Annotated in this window: 16 protein-coding genes; 7 read left to right on the top strand and 9 right to left on the bottom strand. The window is 28.5% G+C overall.

The features are described 5' to 3' along the window. A complete protein-coding gene (locus tag FDT66_RS04660; protein ID WP_138534994.1) occupies positions 1 to 693 on the bottom strand; it encodes an ABC transporter ATP-binding protein in 693 nt (230 codons plus the stop codon). Positions 694 to 870: 177 nt separating this feature from the next. Between FDT66_RS04660 and FDT66_RS04665 the strand changes: the two genes are divergently transcribed. The 3 genes from FDT66_RS04665 to FDT66_RS04675 all read left to right on the top strand — a co-directional run bounded on the left by FDT66_RS04665 (position 871) and on the right by FDT66_RS04675 (position 3,627). Beyond that, positions 871 to 1,287, top strand: coding sequence for a thiol-disulfide oxidoreductase DCC family protein (locus FDT66_RS04665; protein ID WP_138534995.1), 417 nt, complete (start codon positions 871 to 873; stop codon positions 1,285 to 1,287). Then, positions 1,287 to 1,943, top strand: a complete 657-nt coding sequence (locus FDT66_RS04670; protein ID WP_138534996.1) for an HAD family hydrolase — start codon at positions 1,287 to 1,289, stop codon at positions 1,941 to 1,943. The genes FDT66_RS04665 and FDT66_RS04670 overlap by 1 nt, the downstream gene beginning before the upstream one ends. A gap of 160 nt (positions 1,944 to 2,103) precedes the next feature. Then, positions 2,104 to 3,627 carry a bifunctional GNAT family N-acetyltransferase/carbon-nitrogen hydrolase family protein gene (locus FDT66_RS04675; RefSeq protein ID WP_138534997.1) on the top strand — a complete coding sequence of 508 codons (1,524 nt, stop codon included), beginning with the start codon at positions 2,104 to 2,106 and terminating at the stop codon, positions 3,625 to 3,627. 63 nt (positions 3,628 to 3,690) lie between these two features. Here the strand turns inward: FDT66_RS04675 and FDT66_RS04680 are convergent, their stop codons facing one another. The 6 genes from FDT66_RS04680 to ytxJ all read right to left on the bottom strand — a co-directional run bounded on the left by FDT66_RS04680 (position 3,691) and on the right by ytxJ (position 9,703). Next, positions 3,691 to 3,972 carry a hypothetical protein gene (locus tag FDT66_RS04680; protein WP_138534998.1) on the bottom strand — a complete coding sequence of 94 codons (282 nt, stop codon included), beginning with the start codon at positions 3,970 to 3,972 and terminating at the stop codon, positions 3,691 to 3,693. A gap of 5 nt (positions 3,973 to 3,977) precedes the next feature. Beyond that, the gene (locus tag FDT66_RS04685; protein ID WP_138534999.1) at positions 3,978 to 4,955 is read right to left on the bottom strand and encodes a deoxyhypusine synthase family protein; all 978 of its coding nucleotides are present in this window, start codon (positions 4,953 to 4,955) and stop codon (positions 3,978 to 3,980) included. Then, a complete protein-coding gene (gene speB, locus FDT66_RS04690; RefSeq protein WP_138535000.1) occupies positions 4,945 to 5,889 on the bottom strand; it encodes an agmatinase in 945 nt (314 codons plus the stop codon). The genes FDT66_RS04685 and speB overlap by 11 nt, the downstream gene beginning before the upstream one ends. Before the next feature lie 48 nt (positions 5,890 to 5,937). Then, the gene (locus tag FDT66_RS04695; protein ID WP_138535001.1) at positions 5,938 to 7,329 is read right to left on the bottom strand and encodes an arginine decarboxylase; all 1,392 of its coding nucleotides are present in this window, start codon (positions 7,327 to 7,329) and stop codon (positions 5,938 to 5,940) included. A gap of 368 nt (positions 7,330 to 7,697) precedes the next feature. Further along, positions 7,698 to 9,242 (bottom strand): DEAD/DEAH box helicase, encoded by a 1,545-nt coding sequence (locus tag FDT66_RS04700; RefSeq protein WP_138535002.1) that lies wholly within the window; start codon positions 9,240 to 9,242, stop codon positions 7,698 to 7,700. Positions 9,243 to 9,301: 59 nt separating this feature from the next. Continuing rightward, positions 9,302 to 9,703 carry a bacillithiol system redox-active protein YtxJ gene (ytxJ, locus tag FDT66_RS04705; RefSeq protein WP_138535003.1) on the bottom strand — a complete coding sequence of 134 codons (402 nt, stop codon included), beginning with the start codon at positions 9,701 to 9,703 and terminating at the stop codon, positions 9,302 to 9,304. Between the two features lie 198 nt (positions 9,704 to 9,901). Between ytxJ and clpB the strand changes: the two genes are divergently transcribed. The 4 genes from clpB (at position 9,902) to FDT66_RS04725 (ending at position 14,211) form a co-directional block, all read left to right on the top strand. Continuing rightward, positions 9,902 to 12,511 carry an ATP-dependent chaperone ClpB gene (gene clpB / locus FDT66_RS04710; protein ID WP_138535004.1) on the top strand — a complete coding sequence of 870 codons (2,610 nt, stop codon included), beginning with the start codon at positions 9,902 to 9,904 and terminating at the stop codon, positions 12,509 to 12,511. A 192-nt stretch (positions 12,512 to 12,703) separates the two neighbouring features. Next, positions 12,704 to 13,132: an Hsp20/alpha crystallin family protein gene (locus tag FDT66_RS04715; RefSeq protein ID WP_138535005.1), complete on the top strand. Its 429-nt coding sequence runs from the start codon at positions 12,704 to 12,706 to the stop codon at positions 13,130 to 13,132. A 58-nt stretch (positions 13,133 to 13,190) separates the two neighbouring features. After that, complete coding sequence (locus FDT66_RS04720) at positions 13,191 to 13,634, top strand: hypothetical protein (RefSeq protein ID WP_138535006.1); 444 nt, start codon at positions 13,191 to 13,193, stop codon at positions 13,632 to 13,634. A 79-nt stretch (positions 13,635 to 13,713) separates the two neighbouring features. Beyond that, a complete protein-coding gene (locus tag FDT66_RS04725) occupies positions 13,714 to 14,211 on the top strand; it encodes a SixA phosphatase family protein (RefSeq protein ID WP_138535007.1) in 498 nt (165 codons plus the stop codon). A gap of 29 nt (positions 14,212 to 14,240) precedes the next feature. Here the strand turns inward: FDT66_RS04725 and FDT66_RS04730 are convergent, their stop codons facing one another. Together FDT66_RS04730 and FDT66_RS04735 are read right to left on the bottom strand one after the other, a co-directional pair. Further along, a complete protein-coding gene (locus tag FDT66_RS04730) occupies positions 14,241 to 15,062 on the bottom strand; it encodes a class I SAM-dependent methyltransferase (RefSeq protein WP_138535008.1) in 822 nt (273 codons plus the stop codon). Between the two features lie 145 nt (positions 15,063 to 15,207). After that, complete coding sequence (locus FDT66_RS04735) at positions 15,208 to 15,948, bottom strand: DUF6503 family protein (RefSeq protein ID WP_138535009.1); 741 nt, start codon at positions 15,946 to 15,948, stop codon at positions 15,208 to 15,210. Positions 15,949 to 15,997: the final 49 nt, after the last annotated feature.

Consider the following 15,997-nt stretch of genomic DNA (forward strand, 5'->3'; position numbering starts at 1 on the left):
TTAAACTGCTTTTGAGGCTTTAGTTAATTCGTCACTAATAATTCTACCATCCTTTAAACGAACAATTCTTTTCGTTTGTTCTGCAACTTCTTCTTCGTGTGTAATTACAAAAACCGTCATTCCTTCATCATTAATATCTTTTAACAAATCCATTACAGAGTCTGTTGTGGTAGAATCTAATGCTCCTGTTGGCTCATCTGCTAAAACTACTTTTGGTTTTGTAACCAAAGCTCTTGCAATGGCAACACGTTGTTTTTGTCCTCCAGAAAGTTCATTTGGTAAATGTTCTGCCCAATCTTTTAAACCTACTTTATCTAAATAATCTAAAGCAATTTCTAAACGCTCTTTTCTGCTAATTCCTTTGTAATAAAGTGGTAAAGCAACATTTTCTACAGCTGTTTTGTAAGAAATAAGGTTAAATGATTGAAAAATAAAGCCTAGAAATTTATTACGTAATAACGCAGCTTTTTTCTCATTCATATCTTTTATCAACTGTCCGTTTAGAAAATAATTACCTTCATCATGTACATCTAATAAACCAACAATATTTAATAATGTAGATTTTCCAGAACCAGAAGATCCCATTATTGATACAAATTCGCCTTCTTTTATATGTAAATCTATTCCTTTTAAAACGTGAAGTGATTCTTTTCCAATTGGATAAGATTTATGCAGATTTTCTATTTTAATCATCAGTTGGTTGTTTTTTGATATAAAAGTATTGAATGCTTACGTTTACACTTATTAATTTTATGTTAAAAGCTAAAAAGGATTCAAATACAACAATAAGACGTATCAAAATTAAATATGTTACAAGAAAATTAAAAAAAGTTAAAGTATCTTTGATTTTTTAAAACAAAAAGTTTTTAAATGGTTGATATTCCTAAAAATAAGAAGGTAATTTTGTTTGATGGTGTTTGTAATTTATGTAATAACTCAGTTACAAAAGCAATTAAATATGATAAAAAAAACACTTTTTTATTCGCCGCTATTCAATCTAAATCTGGAAAAGAAATTATCAATTATTTAAATATTGATACCACCAAAGTAGATTCTATAATTTTATACGAACCTGGAGTTTCTTACGACGTAAAATCTACAGCAGCCTTAAAAATTATGAATGATTTTACCGGTTTTTGGAAACTTACTAAACTCTTATGGGTTTTTCCAGAAACATTTCGAAATGTTGTTTATGATTACATCGCAAAAAACAGATACAAATGGTTTGGACAAAAAGAAAGTTGTATGATTCCTACTCCAGAACTAAAAGCTAAATTTTTAGATTAATGAAACTTCCCCAAAAGATAGAGTGCGTTATTTTTGATATGGATGGCGTAATAATAGACTCTGAAGAAATTCATAAAAAAGCATATTATGAAACTTTTGAGTCTTTAGGCTTAACGGTTTCTGACGAATTGTATAAATCTTTTACTGGTTCGTCTACCATTAATGCTTTTCAAAGATTGGTTGCACATTTTAATATTGATGAAAATCCGGAAGAATTGGTTTTAGATAAAAGAAAACGCTATGTGAACTTTTTTGAAAACGACCCTAATTTACATTTGGTAAATGGTGTTGAAGAAATTATAAAATATTTATATCAAAAAGGAATTACTTTAATTTTAGCATCTTCATCTGCAATGATTAATATTGATAGGGTTTTTAACCGATTTCATTTAAACTCTTATTTTACTGCTAAAATTTCTGGAGCAGATTTAAAAGAATCCAAACCAAATCCAGAAATTTTTAACAAAGCTGCTGTTTTAGGAAAAACTCCGAAAGAAAACTGCATTGTTATAGAAGATTCTGATAATGGAATTAAAGCTGCAAACGATGCCAATATTTTTGTTTTTGGTTATGCAAATAAACTTTCTGAAGGACAAACTCTAAAAGAAGCAAATTGTGTGATTCACAACTTTAGTGAATTAAAATCATTCATATAATTTTAAATTTAATTTAAGCATTATAAAAAGTAATACTTTTGAATTTAAATACTTAAAATCAGCACATTAAAATAATTTTTTATTTTTAAAAAGCAATTGTTTTTTTATCTAATTTTGTTATATAAAAAGGCATTTATTTAAAAAGCCATACAATTTTAAAATGATAGAAAATATAGAAAATATTGAGCTTCATTACTTAACTTTAGATGATTACAATCAGTTAAAAGAAGCAATGATTGAGGTGTATGCAAGTATGCCAGATTCTTATTGGAGAGAAAATCAAATTAAATCTCTTATAGAAAAATTTCCTGAAGGACAAGTTGTTATAAAAATTAATAATGAATTAGCAGGTTGTGCACTTTCCATAAAATTAGATTATGATAAGTTTGATGAACATCACACTTATGAAGATATTACTGGAAACTTCACTTTTAGTACACATGATAATGATGGTGATGTTTTATACGGTATAGATGTTTTTATAAAAGCAGAATATAGAGGTTTACGATTAGGAAGAAGATTGTACGATTACAGAAAAGAATTAGCTGAAAAACAAAATTTAAGAGGTATTGCGTTTGGAGGTAGAATTCCAAATTACCACAAATACTCTAAAAACTTATCACCAAAAGAATATATCGAAAAAGTAAAACGTAAAGAAATTCATGATCCTGTTTTAAACTTTCAAATATCAAATGATTTTCATCCATCAAAAATTTTAAAAGGTTATTTAGAAGGTGATGAAAAATCTGGAGAATTTGCTGTTTTATTAGAGTGGGACAATATTTACTATGAAAAAAAATCTAAAAAAGCAGCTACCAATAAAACCGTTGTTCGTTTAGGTTTAATTCAATGGCAAATGCGTTTGTACAAAGATTTGACAGAATTAATGGAACATGCAGAGTTTTTTGTTGATTCTGTTTCTGCTTACAGAGCAGATTTTGCCTTATTTCCAGAATTTTTTAACGCGCCATTAATGGCTGATTATAATCATTTACCAGAATCTAAAGCCATTAGAGAATTAGCAAAATATACTCCGAAAATTGTTCAGAAATTCTCGGAATTAGCCATTAGTTACAATATAAATATTATTACTGGTAGTATGCCAGAAGTAAAAGACGAGTTGCTATACAATGTTGGATATATTTGTAAAAGAGATGGTACCAAAGAACGCTATGAAAAACTTCATGTTACACCAGATGAAGCCAAAGTTTGGGGAATGCAAGGTGGTAACGAACTTAAAACATTTGATACAGATTGTGGTAAAATTGGTGTTTTAATTTGTTACGATTCTGAGTTTCCTGAATTAAGTAGGTTATTGGCTGATGAAGGAATGGATATTTTATTTATTCCTTTTTTAACAGATACACAAAATGGTTACTCTAGGGTAAGACATTGTGCACAAGCAAGAGCTATAGAAAACGAATGTTATGTTGCTATTGCTGGTAGTGTTGGTAATTTACCAAAGGTAAATAATATGGATATTCAGTATGCACAATCTATGGTGTTTACACCATGTGATTTTTCTTTTCCTGCAAACGGAATTAAAGCTGAAGCAACTACAAATACAGAAATGATTTTAATTGCAGATGTAGATTTAGATATGCTAAAAGATTTAAACAAATTTGGAAGTGTAAGAAACTTAAACGATCGACGAAAAGACATTTTTGAATTGAGAAAAAAATAACATTAAAATTCGTCATAAAAAAAGCTCCGTATTTACGGAGCTTTTTTTTATTAATTGATATTTTTAATCTTCATCTTCTTCAATATCATTTACATCAAAGTCATCATTATCATCAAAAAATTCTTCGTCCTCAGAATATTCTTCCATGGCATTTTCTAAACGATCACTTATTTTAACTAAATAAATAGTATCATCTGTTTTTACCTCAATAGCTTTTACAGTTTCTCCTTTGGCATTTTTAAAGGAAATAACGTCATTATAATCATAACCATCAGGATATTTATCAATTAACATATCTAAAATGTCTCTGGTTAATTTTGCGTATTCTACGATAACTCTTTTCATAATAATTACATTTCTAAAAGGTAAGCAAAAATAAGTGGCGCAACTATAGTTGCATCACTTTCTACAATAAATTTTGGAGTATTAATATCTAACTTACCCCAAGTAATTTTTTCGTTAGGAACAGCTCCTGAATAAGAACCATAACTTGTTGTTGAATCAGAAATCTGACAGAAGTAGCTCCAAAAAGGTGTATCTGTTCTTTCCATATCTTGATATAACATTGGTACTACACAAATTGGAAAGTCTCCTGCAATCCCTCCTCCTATTTGAAAAAAACCAATTCCATTAGAAGAATTATCTGTATACCAATCTGCTAAAAACGTCATGTATTCAATTCCAGATTTAACAGTATTTGCTTTTAATTCACTTTTCAAAACGTATGATGCAAAAATATTTCCCATTGTAGAATCTTCCCATCCAGGAACTACCATTGGCAAGTTTTTTTCTGCAGCTGCGTACATCCAAGAGTTTTTAATGTCTATTTCATAATATTGCTCTAAAACTCCAGATAATAGCAATTTGTACATATATTCATGTGGTAAATAACGCTCTCCATTTGCTTCTGCTTCGTGCCATATTTTTACAATATGTTCTTGAATTCTTCTAAAAGCTTCTTCTTCTGGAATACAAGTGTCAGTAACTCTATTTAGTCCTTTTTCCAACAAATCCCATTCGTCTTGCGCTGTTAAATCTCTATAATTAGGAACACGTTTGTAGTGAGAATGTGCTACCAAATTCATAACATCTTCTTCTAAATTGGCTCCTGTACATGAAATTATATGCACTTTATCTTGACGAATCATTTCTGCAAATATTTTACCAAGTTCTGCTGTACTCATTGCTCCTGCTAATGAAACTAACATTTTAGAACCTTGGTTTAATTGATCTTCATATCCTTTTGCTGCGTCAACTAAAGAAGCTGCATTAAAGTGAAGAAAATATTTTTCAATAAATTCTGAAATTGGTTTTTGTTTAGTATTCATCTTCATCATTTTTAAATTTTGATAATTTGCTGAAAGGGTTGTTTTCTATTGTATTTTCACCAATATCATATGTATCGTCATTAGAAGTAAATTTATAGCTTAACATTTTATAAAAAAGTTTTGCTGCTAAAAAGTCTGATGATTTTTCATTTTCATTCGGACATAATTCAACCATATCAAAACCAACTACGTTCTTTTGCTCAAATACAGCTTTTAAAAACTCTAACGTTTCATAGTAAAACAAACCTCCTGGTTCTGGAGTTCCTGTAGATGGCATAATTGAAGGGTCTAATGCATCTAAATCAAATGTAATAAATACGTTTGTACTTAATTGATCTATAACATCATCCATCCAATCTTCATTCACAGCCATATCATGAGCGAAAAATACTTTTTCTTCGTTCATTGTTCTTTTTTCAGAAATATCCATACTTCTAATACCCACTTGTACCAAGTTTGTTGTTTGATTAGCTTCGTAAACTGCACAAGCGTGGTTGCAAGAAGAACCTTCGTATTCTTTACGTAAATCTGCATGAGCATCAATATGTAAAACTGTTAAATCACTAAAACATTCGTTAAATGCTCTAATTGTTCCTATAGAAATTGAGTGTTCACCTCCAAGAATGGTAACAAATTTATTTCTATTAATATATTTTTTAGTTTGTTGATGAACAGCATCTACAACTGCTTCTGGTGATGATTTTTCAGTAATTGGTTCAGCAAGAAATACACCCTCTTTATATACTTCTGAGTCTGTTTCAATATCATATAGTTCCATGTTTTCAGAAGCATCTAAAAATGCTTTGGGACCTTTATCTGCTCCTTTTTGCCAAGTACTTGTTCCATCATAAGGAACTGGAATGATTACAATTTTTGATGTTGAAAGGTTTCCATATTCTGCTGGAATTCCTGCGTAAGTATTATTTTTATTCATTTTATTTTGTTAATTCAAGTGAGTGTTTACACTTGTTGTTTTTTATTTTTAATATCCTAAAATAGAAAGTAATTCGCTACTTTTTTGTTGTTCTTTAAAAACTTTAATGGTAAATTTTCCATTTTCATCTTTATTGATTAATAGATGTTTTGGAGTTGGAATTAAACAATGTTGTAATCCACCAAAACCACCTATTGTTTCTTGGTATGCACCTGTATTAAAAAAACCAATATACAAAGGTTTTTCTTTTTCATAAACTGGTAAATAAATTCCGTTTACATGTTGCTCTGAATTGTAGTAATCATCACTATCACAAGTTAAGCCACCAAGTAAAACACGTTCGTATTTCATATTCCATTTATTAATTGGCAACATAATAAAACGTTTATTAATTGCCCAAGAATCTGGTAATGTTGTAATAAATGAAGAGTTTATCATATTCCAACGTTCTCTATCATTTTGTTTTTTCTGATATAAAACTTTGTAAATCGCTGCTCCAGATTCGCCAACTGTAAAGCTACCAAACTCTGTAAAAATATTTGGTACATCTACTTCTGCCTCATCACAAGCTTGTTTGATTTGATTGGTAATTTCATCAATCATATATTCATAATCGTAATCAAACGCTAATGAATTTTTTATAGGAAAACCACCACCAATGTTTAAACTATCTAATGTTGGACAAACTTTTTTCAAGTTGATGTATACATTTAAACACTTCATTAATTCGTTCCAATAATAGGCATTGTCTTTAATACCTGTATTGATGAAAAAATGTAGCATTTTTAAATCTACTTGTTTATTATCTGCTATTTCACGTTCATAAAATGATACAATGTTTTTATAACCTATACCCAATCTTGACGTATAAAATTCGAACTTTGGTTCTTCTTCAGAAGCGATTCGAATACCAACTTTAAATTTCTTTTTTGTTTCTTTTTGAATTAATGGTAGTTCTTCATAATTATCAATAATAGGAATACAGTTTTTATGTCCTGATTCTATTAAAGTGCCAATATTTTTTATGTATTGATCTCTTTTAAAACCATTACATATCACAAATGTATTGTCTTTTATTTTTCCTTCTTTTTTTAGACTATTAACAATATCTATATCAAAGGCTGAAGATGTTTCTATATGAATATCATTATTTAGAGCTTCATTTAAAACATGTTTAAAATGAGAACTTTTAGTACAATAGCTATAAAAATATTTTCCTTTATAATTATGTTTTTCAAAACTTTTTTCGAACCAACCTTTGGCTCTGTTTATATTTTCTGATATTTTAGGTAAATAGGTAAATTTTATTGGAGAGCCATACTCTTCAATTAAATCCATTAAATTTATACCATGCCAAAAAAGTTTGTTGTTTTCTGTTTTAAATTCTTCCTGTGGAAAATAGAATGTTTGATCTATTAAATCTGCGTATTTAGTATTCACTTGTATTTTTAAAATTTTTACAATTACAATTTATTTACACTAAAATAAGTATATTTTTTTAGCATAAAATTAATTAACCAATAAATTTAGGTTATTATCACTGTAAAAATTTCATGTAAACAACATGCAACTTTGAGAAACGTTGCATTGGTTCTTTTATGTAAAAAGAAGGAGAAACCTTAATTTTTTCGTCGCATTTCCAAAATGCTGTGTACACTTTACTCTCCAAAAAAGTTGTACTTCCGAAATAAGAAAAACTAAACATTTTACTTAAATAAGTTAAGCAAATGTATATTTTTTTTTAATACAAAAAATAAAAACAAAAAAAAAGTGAAAATTATTTTCACTTTCATTTTTTCTTTTAAACACTAATCTTCTGGAGGATATCCATGGATTTTTTCAAAGTCTTCGTCAAAATTTTCTCTCAAGTAAGCATTTAATTTCTTCCTATAATCGTCTTTTAACCAAGTAACAAAATTGTGTGTGCTTTTAGAAATACATTTTGCATATCTGTTGATACGATCATCTATTTCTTCACCCAACATTTTTGCTAAAATTAGCGCATCAAAAACATCTTCACTATTTTCAATACACATTTTTGCATGGTGCACTATTGATTTTTCTAGTACTCTTTTAGAAGATTCTCCTGCCTTAATGGTTTCGATATAAACCTTTTTCATATCAAAATAAGTATCTGTAGCCTTTGCAAATTCTTTTTTAACATCTGCTGGCAACTCATATCTAAAAGTACTTTCAATATCTTCATCAGAAAGAATCGAATCTAAATAATAATCTGGCGCTCTAAACATTTTTTGCCAGTCTAAATCTGCTCCCCAAGGTCCAAATCTATAAAAGTTGTTTCCTAAGTCTATTACATCAAATTCTGTTCTGTTTTCATAAATACGAGAACCACGTCCTATCATTTGATAGTACAATGTTAAAGATTTTGTTGCTCTGTTTAAAATAATTGCTTCAATACTTGGTTCATCAAAACCAGTTGTAAGTATACTTACAGAGGTTATGATAGCGTTTGGTGTTTTGTGAAACCATCTTAAAATAAGTTCACGTTCTTTTTTTGTATTGGTATTATCTAAATGTGCAATTGGGTATCCTGCTTTTTTAAAAGCGTGAAATACTTGAATAGATGTGTTAATTCCGTTATTAAAAATAAGTGTTTTTTTGCCTTTTGCTGTTTCTTCATAAGCACTTACCAATTTGGTAAGCATGTCTGTATTTGTGTATAAATCTTCAGATGATTTAACGGTGTAATCTCCATTTGCACCAACTTCTAAAGATGTTAAACCAACATTATATGAGTATAAATTTGCTTTTGCTAAATAACCATTTTCTATTAAATGCTGAATAGATTCTCCAACAAACAGCTCTTGGTAATTTTCATACATTGGTAATTTTATGTTAGAGCTTAAAGGAGTAGCTGTAACACCTAAAATGAAAGATTCATCAAAAAATTTAAATATTTTAGTGAAAGAATTGTAGTGTGCCTCATCAACAATAACTAAACCGATATCAGAAATATCTAATTTTTCATCATTAAGTCTGTTTTTCAAAGTTTCTACCATTGCTACAAAGCAATTATAGTCTTCTTGATCATCTAATTTTGCAGTAGAATTGATTATTTTATTCGTAACACCAAACTCATCTAACATCTTAGAGGTTTGTTTACTTAGCTCAATTCTGTGCGTTAAAACCAAAACTTTCTTTTTAAAAGTTTCTAGATAACGCCTAACGATTTCAGAAAATATTACTGTTTTTCCACCTCCAGTTGGTAACTGATATAATAAATGATAGTCTTTAGGAGCTGTTTCAAAGCGTTTAAATATTTCTTGAAGAGCATCTTTTTGATATCCGTATAATTCTTTACCTACTATTTGTGAAGTGTTTGTTTCTGCCAAAATTTTAAAAATTTTAAGACACAAAAGTAAGACTTAAAATAGGTTTTTCCCAAATTTAGCTATACAAATCTTGTTAAATTCGTTTGAGTAATGTCATAATGAGAGGCATTGTGCACAGAAACACCGTTTTTAACAACAATTAATTGCGGAGATTGATGCATAACTTGAAAGATATAACCTACTTCATCTGAAATATTTCTGTAGTTTAATAAATCTAAATAATAAACTTTTAAGTTTTGATGTTCTTCAGTGAATAATTTTTCAAACTGCTTAATAACCATACTACTAATGCCACATCTAGTAGAATGTTTAAATATTAAAACTGTTGAAGTTTTTGACTGCGCTTTAATTTCATCTAATTGCTCTAAAGTAGTTAATGGAATCCAATTTAAAAACGACTTTTTTTCAGGTGTAGATTTCTTCTCTCCTTTTCCACCAAACATACTATTAAATATCCCCATTTCAATAATTTTTATTCTTTGTCGATACAAATATATGAAACTTTCAATTGCCAAAAAGTCAGCAGCAACAACGCTTAACAAGACAAAATGGCTTGCTTTTAAATCATTTATCCTTTGGTATTGAATTTGCTTTTAATCGATTATAAAAAAAACAACACAACTTAAAAAGAGCTATTGCTCTTAAAAAATAAAAAGAAAATGAATTTTAATAATTATACTACAAAATCACAAGAGACTATACAAATGGCGCAACAAATTGCGCAAGGTTTTAGTCATAATCAAATAGAAAATGAGCATATTTTTAAAGCTTTGACTCAAGTAGATGAGAACGTATTGCCTTTTCTATTAAAAAAATTAAATATTAACAACAATATTATTGTTCAAATTTTAGACAAACAATTAGAAAGTTTTCCTAAGGTTACAGGTGCAGAGTTAATGATTTCTAGAGAAGCCAGTAAAACATTAACAGAAGCAGCAGTAATTGCTAAAAGCATGAATGATGATTATGTTTCTATAGAACATTTAATTCTAGCAATTTTTAAATCAAAAAGTAATATTGCGCAAGCTTTAAAAGATCAAGGTGTTACAGAAAAACATTTAAAAGCAGCTATTGATGAACTTAGAAAAGGCGAAAGAGTTACTTCTCAATCTCAAGAAGAAACATACAATTCGTTAAATAAATATGCTAAAAATTTAAATCAATTAGCTCAAGATGGAAAATTAGACCCAGTAATTGGTAGAGATGAAGAAATTCGAAGATTATTACAAATTTTATCACGTAGAACCAAAAATAACCCAATTTTAGTAGGTGAACCAGGAACTGGTAAAACCGCAATTGCAGAAGGTTTAGCACATAGAATTGTAGATGGTGATGTACCTGAAAATTTGAAAGATAAACTCATTTTTTCTTTAGACATGGGAGCTTTAATTGCTGGTGCAAAATACAAAGGAGAATTTGAAGAACGTTTAAAAGCTGTAATTAAAGAGGTCACAACATCAGAAGGTGATATTGTTTTGTTTATTGATGAAATTCACACATTAGTTGGTGCTGGAGGTGGACAAGGTGCCATGGATGCTGCAAATATTTTAAAACCGGCTTTGGCTCGTGGAGAATTACGTGCAATAGGTGCTACTACTTTAGATGAATATCAAAAATACTTTGAAAAAGACAAAGCATTAGAACGTCGTTTTCAGAAAGTTCAAGTAAATGAACCAGATACAGAAAGTGCCATTTCTATTTTAAGAGGTATTAAAGAAAAATATGAAACACACCATAAAGTTCGTATTAAAGACGAAGCCATTATTGGAGCTGTAGAATTATCTCAAAGATATATTACAAATAGATTTTTACCAGATAAAGCGATTGATTTAATGGACGAAGCTGCATCAAAATTACGAATGGAGATTAATTCTAAACCAGAAGAATTAGATGTTTTAGATCGTAAAGTAATGCAATTAGAAATTGAAATAGAAGCCATTAAGCGTGAAAAAGACGAAACAAAATTAAAATCTTTGCGATCAGATTTAGCTAATTTAAAAGAAGAACGAAATGAAATTAATGCAAAATGGAAATCTGAAAAAGAGGTTGTAGACAATATACAAAATGCAAAGTCGGATATAGAAAACTTTAAAATTGAAGCTGAAAAAGCAGAACGTGAAGGTGATTACGGTAAAGTTGCAGAAATTCGTTACGGAAAAATTAAACAAGCTCAAGAAAAATTAGAAGAATTTCAAAAAGTTTTAAATAAAAATCAAAACGAAAAATCTTTAATAAAAGAAGAAGTTACTTTAGATGATATTGCAGAAGTTGTTGCAAAATGGACAGGAATACCTGTTACAAAAATGATACAGTCTGAACGTGAAAAGCTTTTAAAACTAGAAAAACAATTGCATAAAAGAGTTGTTGGTCAAGAAGAAGCAATTATTGCTGTTTCAGACGCTGTAAGACGCTCAAGAGCTGGGTTACAAAACCCTAATAAACCAATTGGTAGTTTCTTATTTTTAGGAACTACTGGAGTTGGAAAAACAGAGTTAGCCAAAGCCTTAGCAGAATATTTATTTGATGATGAAAATGCAATGACAAGAATTGATATGAGTGAATATCAAGAAAAACATGCAGTAAGTAGATTGGTTGGTGCGCCTCCAGGTTATGTAGGTTATGATGAAGGTGGACAGTTAACAGAAGCTGTAAGAAGAAGACCATATTCTGTTGTGCTTTTAGATGAAATTGAAAAAGCACATCCAGATACTTTTAATATCTTATTGCAAGTGTTAGATGAAGGTAGATTAACAGATAATAAAGGTAGAATTGCCGATTTTAAAAACACTATAATTATTATGACTTCAAATATGGGAAGTCATATAATTCAAGAAAAATTTAATGATCCAAAAGCAGATTTAGAAGCTGTAACAGAATTAGCAAAAATTGAAGTGTTAGGGTTGTTAAAACAATCTGTAAGACCAGAGTTTTTAAATAGAATTGATGATGTAATTATGTTTACACCTTTAACACAAAGTGATATTTTTGAAATTGTAAAATTACAAATTGAGCATTTAAAGAAAATGATTGGAAAACAAGAAATTACGTTAGATGCTACAGATGAAGCTATAAAATATTTAGCTAAAAAAGGTTACCAACCAGAATTTGGAGCAAGACCTGTAAAAAGAGTTATTCAAAAAGAAGTTTTAAATCAACTTTCAAAAGAAATATTATCAGGTAAAATTACTACAGATAGCATTATTTTACTAGATGCTTTTGATGATAAATTGGTTTTTAGAAACCAATCAGATTTGGTTGAAAAACCATAATTTTAAGTTAGTTTTTAGTTAATTAAAGTGATGCTTTTACAAGCATCACTTTTTTTTATAGCCCTAAAAACCAAATACATAACTGTCAAAAAGTTATTTAAATATGAAAAAATGTCATTTTTTTTTAATTGGCATTTTGTTTGCATTTATAGTAGTAATTAAAATTAATGTTTAACTAAAAAATGTAAAATTATGTTATTAAAAAGTAAAGATTTACCGATTTTACCAAATGTATTTAATGATTTTTTTAGAGATTGGTCTACGTCAAATTTTTCTGAAACAAACACAACTTTGCCAGCTGTAAACATTAAAGAAAGTGAAAACGATTTTATTGTTGATGTTGCTGTACCTGGTATGGATAAAAAAGATTTTAAAATTGATTTAGACAATGATATTTTAACAATCTCATCAGAAAAAACAACAAATACAGACAATTCAAATGACAATTATACTAGAAAAGAATACAGTTACATGTCATTTAAAAGAAGTTTTACCTTACCTAAAGGTGTGGTAGATAGTGATAAAATTAGTGCTTCATATAAAAATGGCGAATTAAAAATTACCATTCCAAAATTAGAAGAAGCAAAACCAAAACCAGCTAAATTAATTGAGGTGAAATAACTTAAAAAAGGTTGTTAACTTAAACAGCCTTTTTTATTCAATTATAAAAATTAAAGTCATGAAAAAAATAATTTTATTATTGTTGACTTTGTCTTTTTTTAGTTGTCAAAGTCAAAATAACAGCAATAACAGTAGAGCAATTCAAAAAGATTCTATTGTTCCAGAAACAAAAATAAAAGTTCATAAACAATATGATGAAAATGGTAATTTGGTACGTATAGACTCTACTTACACTAGCTTTTATTCAAACATTAAAGGAGATTCTATTTTAGAAAAAAGCAGCTTTAAAAATTTTAAAAATAATTTTGATGAACAATTTAATTTAAATAACTCTTTTTTCAGAAATCATTTTTTTCAAGATTCTTTATTTATGAAAAATGATTTTTACACAGATGATTTTTTTAAAAATAACTTTAAATCACATCAACAACAAATTGATAGAATGCTTAAAAAAATGGATTCTTTAAAAAACGACTTTTACAAAAAGCAAAAAATTAAATAACTTTTTAATTAAAAAAGCGATATTAAAAAATATCGCTTTTTGTTTTTTAACTATATTCGTACATATTAAAACAATAGCCATGAAAAAATTTTTATTCTTATTTGTATTTGCTTTTGGATTGTTAAGCTCTTGTAATTCTCAAGAAACAACAACATATTATTTAATTCGTCATGCAGAAAAAGATAGAACAGACAAAACCAACAGAAATCCAGAGTTGAATGAAGATGGCTTAAAAAGAGCTCAAAATTGGGTAAATTATTTTGAGAACATTAATTTAGATGCTGTTTACTCAACAAACTACAACAGAACCATACAAACTGCTACTCCAACAGCAACAAGTAAAGGCCTACAGGTTTTAAAATACGATCCAAGAAATATGTATTCAGATGATTTTGCGGAAGAAACAAAAGGTAAAACAGTTTTAATAGTGGGTCACAGCAATACAACACCTGCTTTTGCGAATAAAATTTTGGATGAAAATAAATATGAAGATTTATTTGATAATGATAATTCAAGCTTATTTATAGTTACCATTAAAGGTGATGAAATAAAAAGTGAAGTAAAGAAAATTGAATAATTTTTTATCTAAGATTTTTAAGTTATAAATTACTTTCTTGCAACCAACATCATATGAGGACTAAAAGCTAACACAGATTCGTCTAATTCTGTGGTTTTTAATAATTCCAATAGAGTTGCTTTTTTCTTCGGATTCAACATATTAGCAAAATACTCATTATCTAACCAAATCATACCTTCTACAGCAAATAGATTTATTATTTCTAAGTTTTGAGTAGTAAATTCTTTTTTTAATTGTTTTGGTTTGTGATAAAAACCGTCTGCCAATAACCAAGGAAACTCTTTTGGAGGATTGTGAATTCCGGAAGTTAATTCGGTTTTACACATTTCTAAAAAAGGTTTTTTATGAATTAAACCTTGCATTAAACCAGCTACTGTAGATGCCGAAGAATTTATGGCAAATCCTAAAATGATTCCTCCTTTTTTTAAAACCCTTTTAGCTTCATTAATGGTTTGTAAACGATCTTCTTTTTTTTGTAAATGATATAATGGTCCGTGTAAAATTACCAAATCTGCAATGTCATTTTCGTACGGTAAATTTCTACTTTCGCCTAAAGTTACAGAAAACTTATTTTTTAGCTTGTCAGCTCTTTTTTTAGCTAATTTTATATGTTTTTCTACAGGTTCTATCAAATGAACTTTATGGTCTTTTTCTGAAAGCCATTCACTATATTTTCCTGTGCCTCCACCAACATCTATAATGGTTGAATTTGGTTTTTTAATATGCCTTTCAATTAAAGATTTAATGCGCTCAAATTCGAAAAAGCCCATACCAGAATCTAAACGAGTTTCTTCGGAAGCTTTGTTGTAAAAATCTTCTAATTGTTTAGTTATAAGTTGTTTTTTTGACATATTTTAAAATTAAGAAAACCTTTTTAATTTTCTATTTGATAGCGAACAAGTGTAGCCCAGATTGAAGCATTTGTTTGAGCTCTTTTTTGCCATTTTTTTGGCAAAAAAAGCGAGTGCTGAAAGCTGGAAATAGCTCCATAAAAAATTACTTTAAAATTGTAACGTTAATATCTTTTAAAACGATTTCAGATACTTTTTCTAGCTGATTTTCTTCGAAAGCTTTATCAATATTTATTAGTTTAATATTTTTGTTTAAAGGTTTGTAATTGTGATAATCTACAAATCTAATTCCGTTTTTTACGCACTGTTCCTTTAAAACACGAAAGCGTTTTCCACCTCCATTTGTGTGATAAGCATATGCTAGGTAATCAATTAAAAAATCATCTTTTCCAATCCAATAAATAAAAACATCTTCAAAATCTTCTCCTCCTCCATCTTCAGTAAAAGTAATTTCTATTTTATGGTATCCTTTTCCGTTTACGGTTGATGGTTTAAGTAGTTTTTTACGAACAGCTTTGTCATTTAAACCAAATGGTAATACCGAAAAATAATGTACAGAGTTTATGGAGTTACTGTATTTAGATATCATTGTATCAGACACTTGAACAGATTGTGCATTTACATACTTTTCGTATCCAATGTTTGTTAAAACTTCATCTACAGTTGTGGAATCTGTTTTATAATTTCTAAAAAGCTTAAAACTTCCATCATTTCTTACAGCAGCGTAGTTTATGCCTCTAAACGTGAAACTTATTTCTGAATTTGCTACTTTATCTGCTCCTGAATACTTTATTGTTTTATCTATAATTTGTTGTGCTGTCAACTCTTTTTTAGCAGGTTTACACGCAATTATTAAAAATAAAATGGCAATTGGTAAATATCTCATTGATTATTTTGTTTCTGTAAGTATTAAAAGAGATTTCAAAATTACATTT

This window comes from Polaribacter aestuariivivens, from assembly GCF_005885675.1.
GTDB lineage: Bacteria > Bacteroidota > Bacteroidia > Flavobacteriales > Flavobacteriaceae > Polaribacter > Polaribacter aestuariivivens.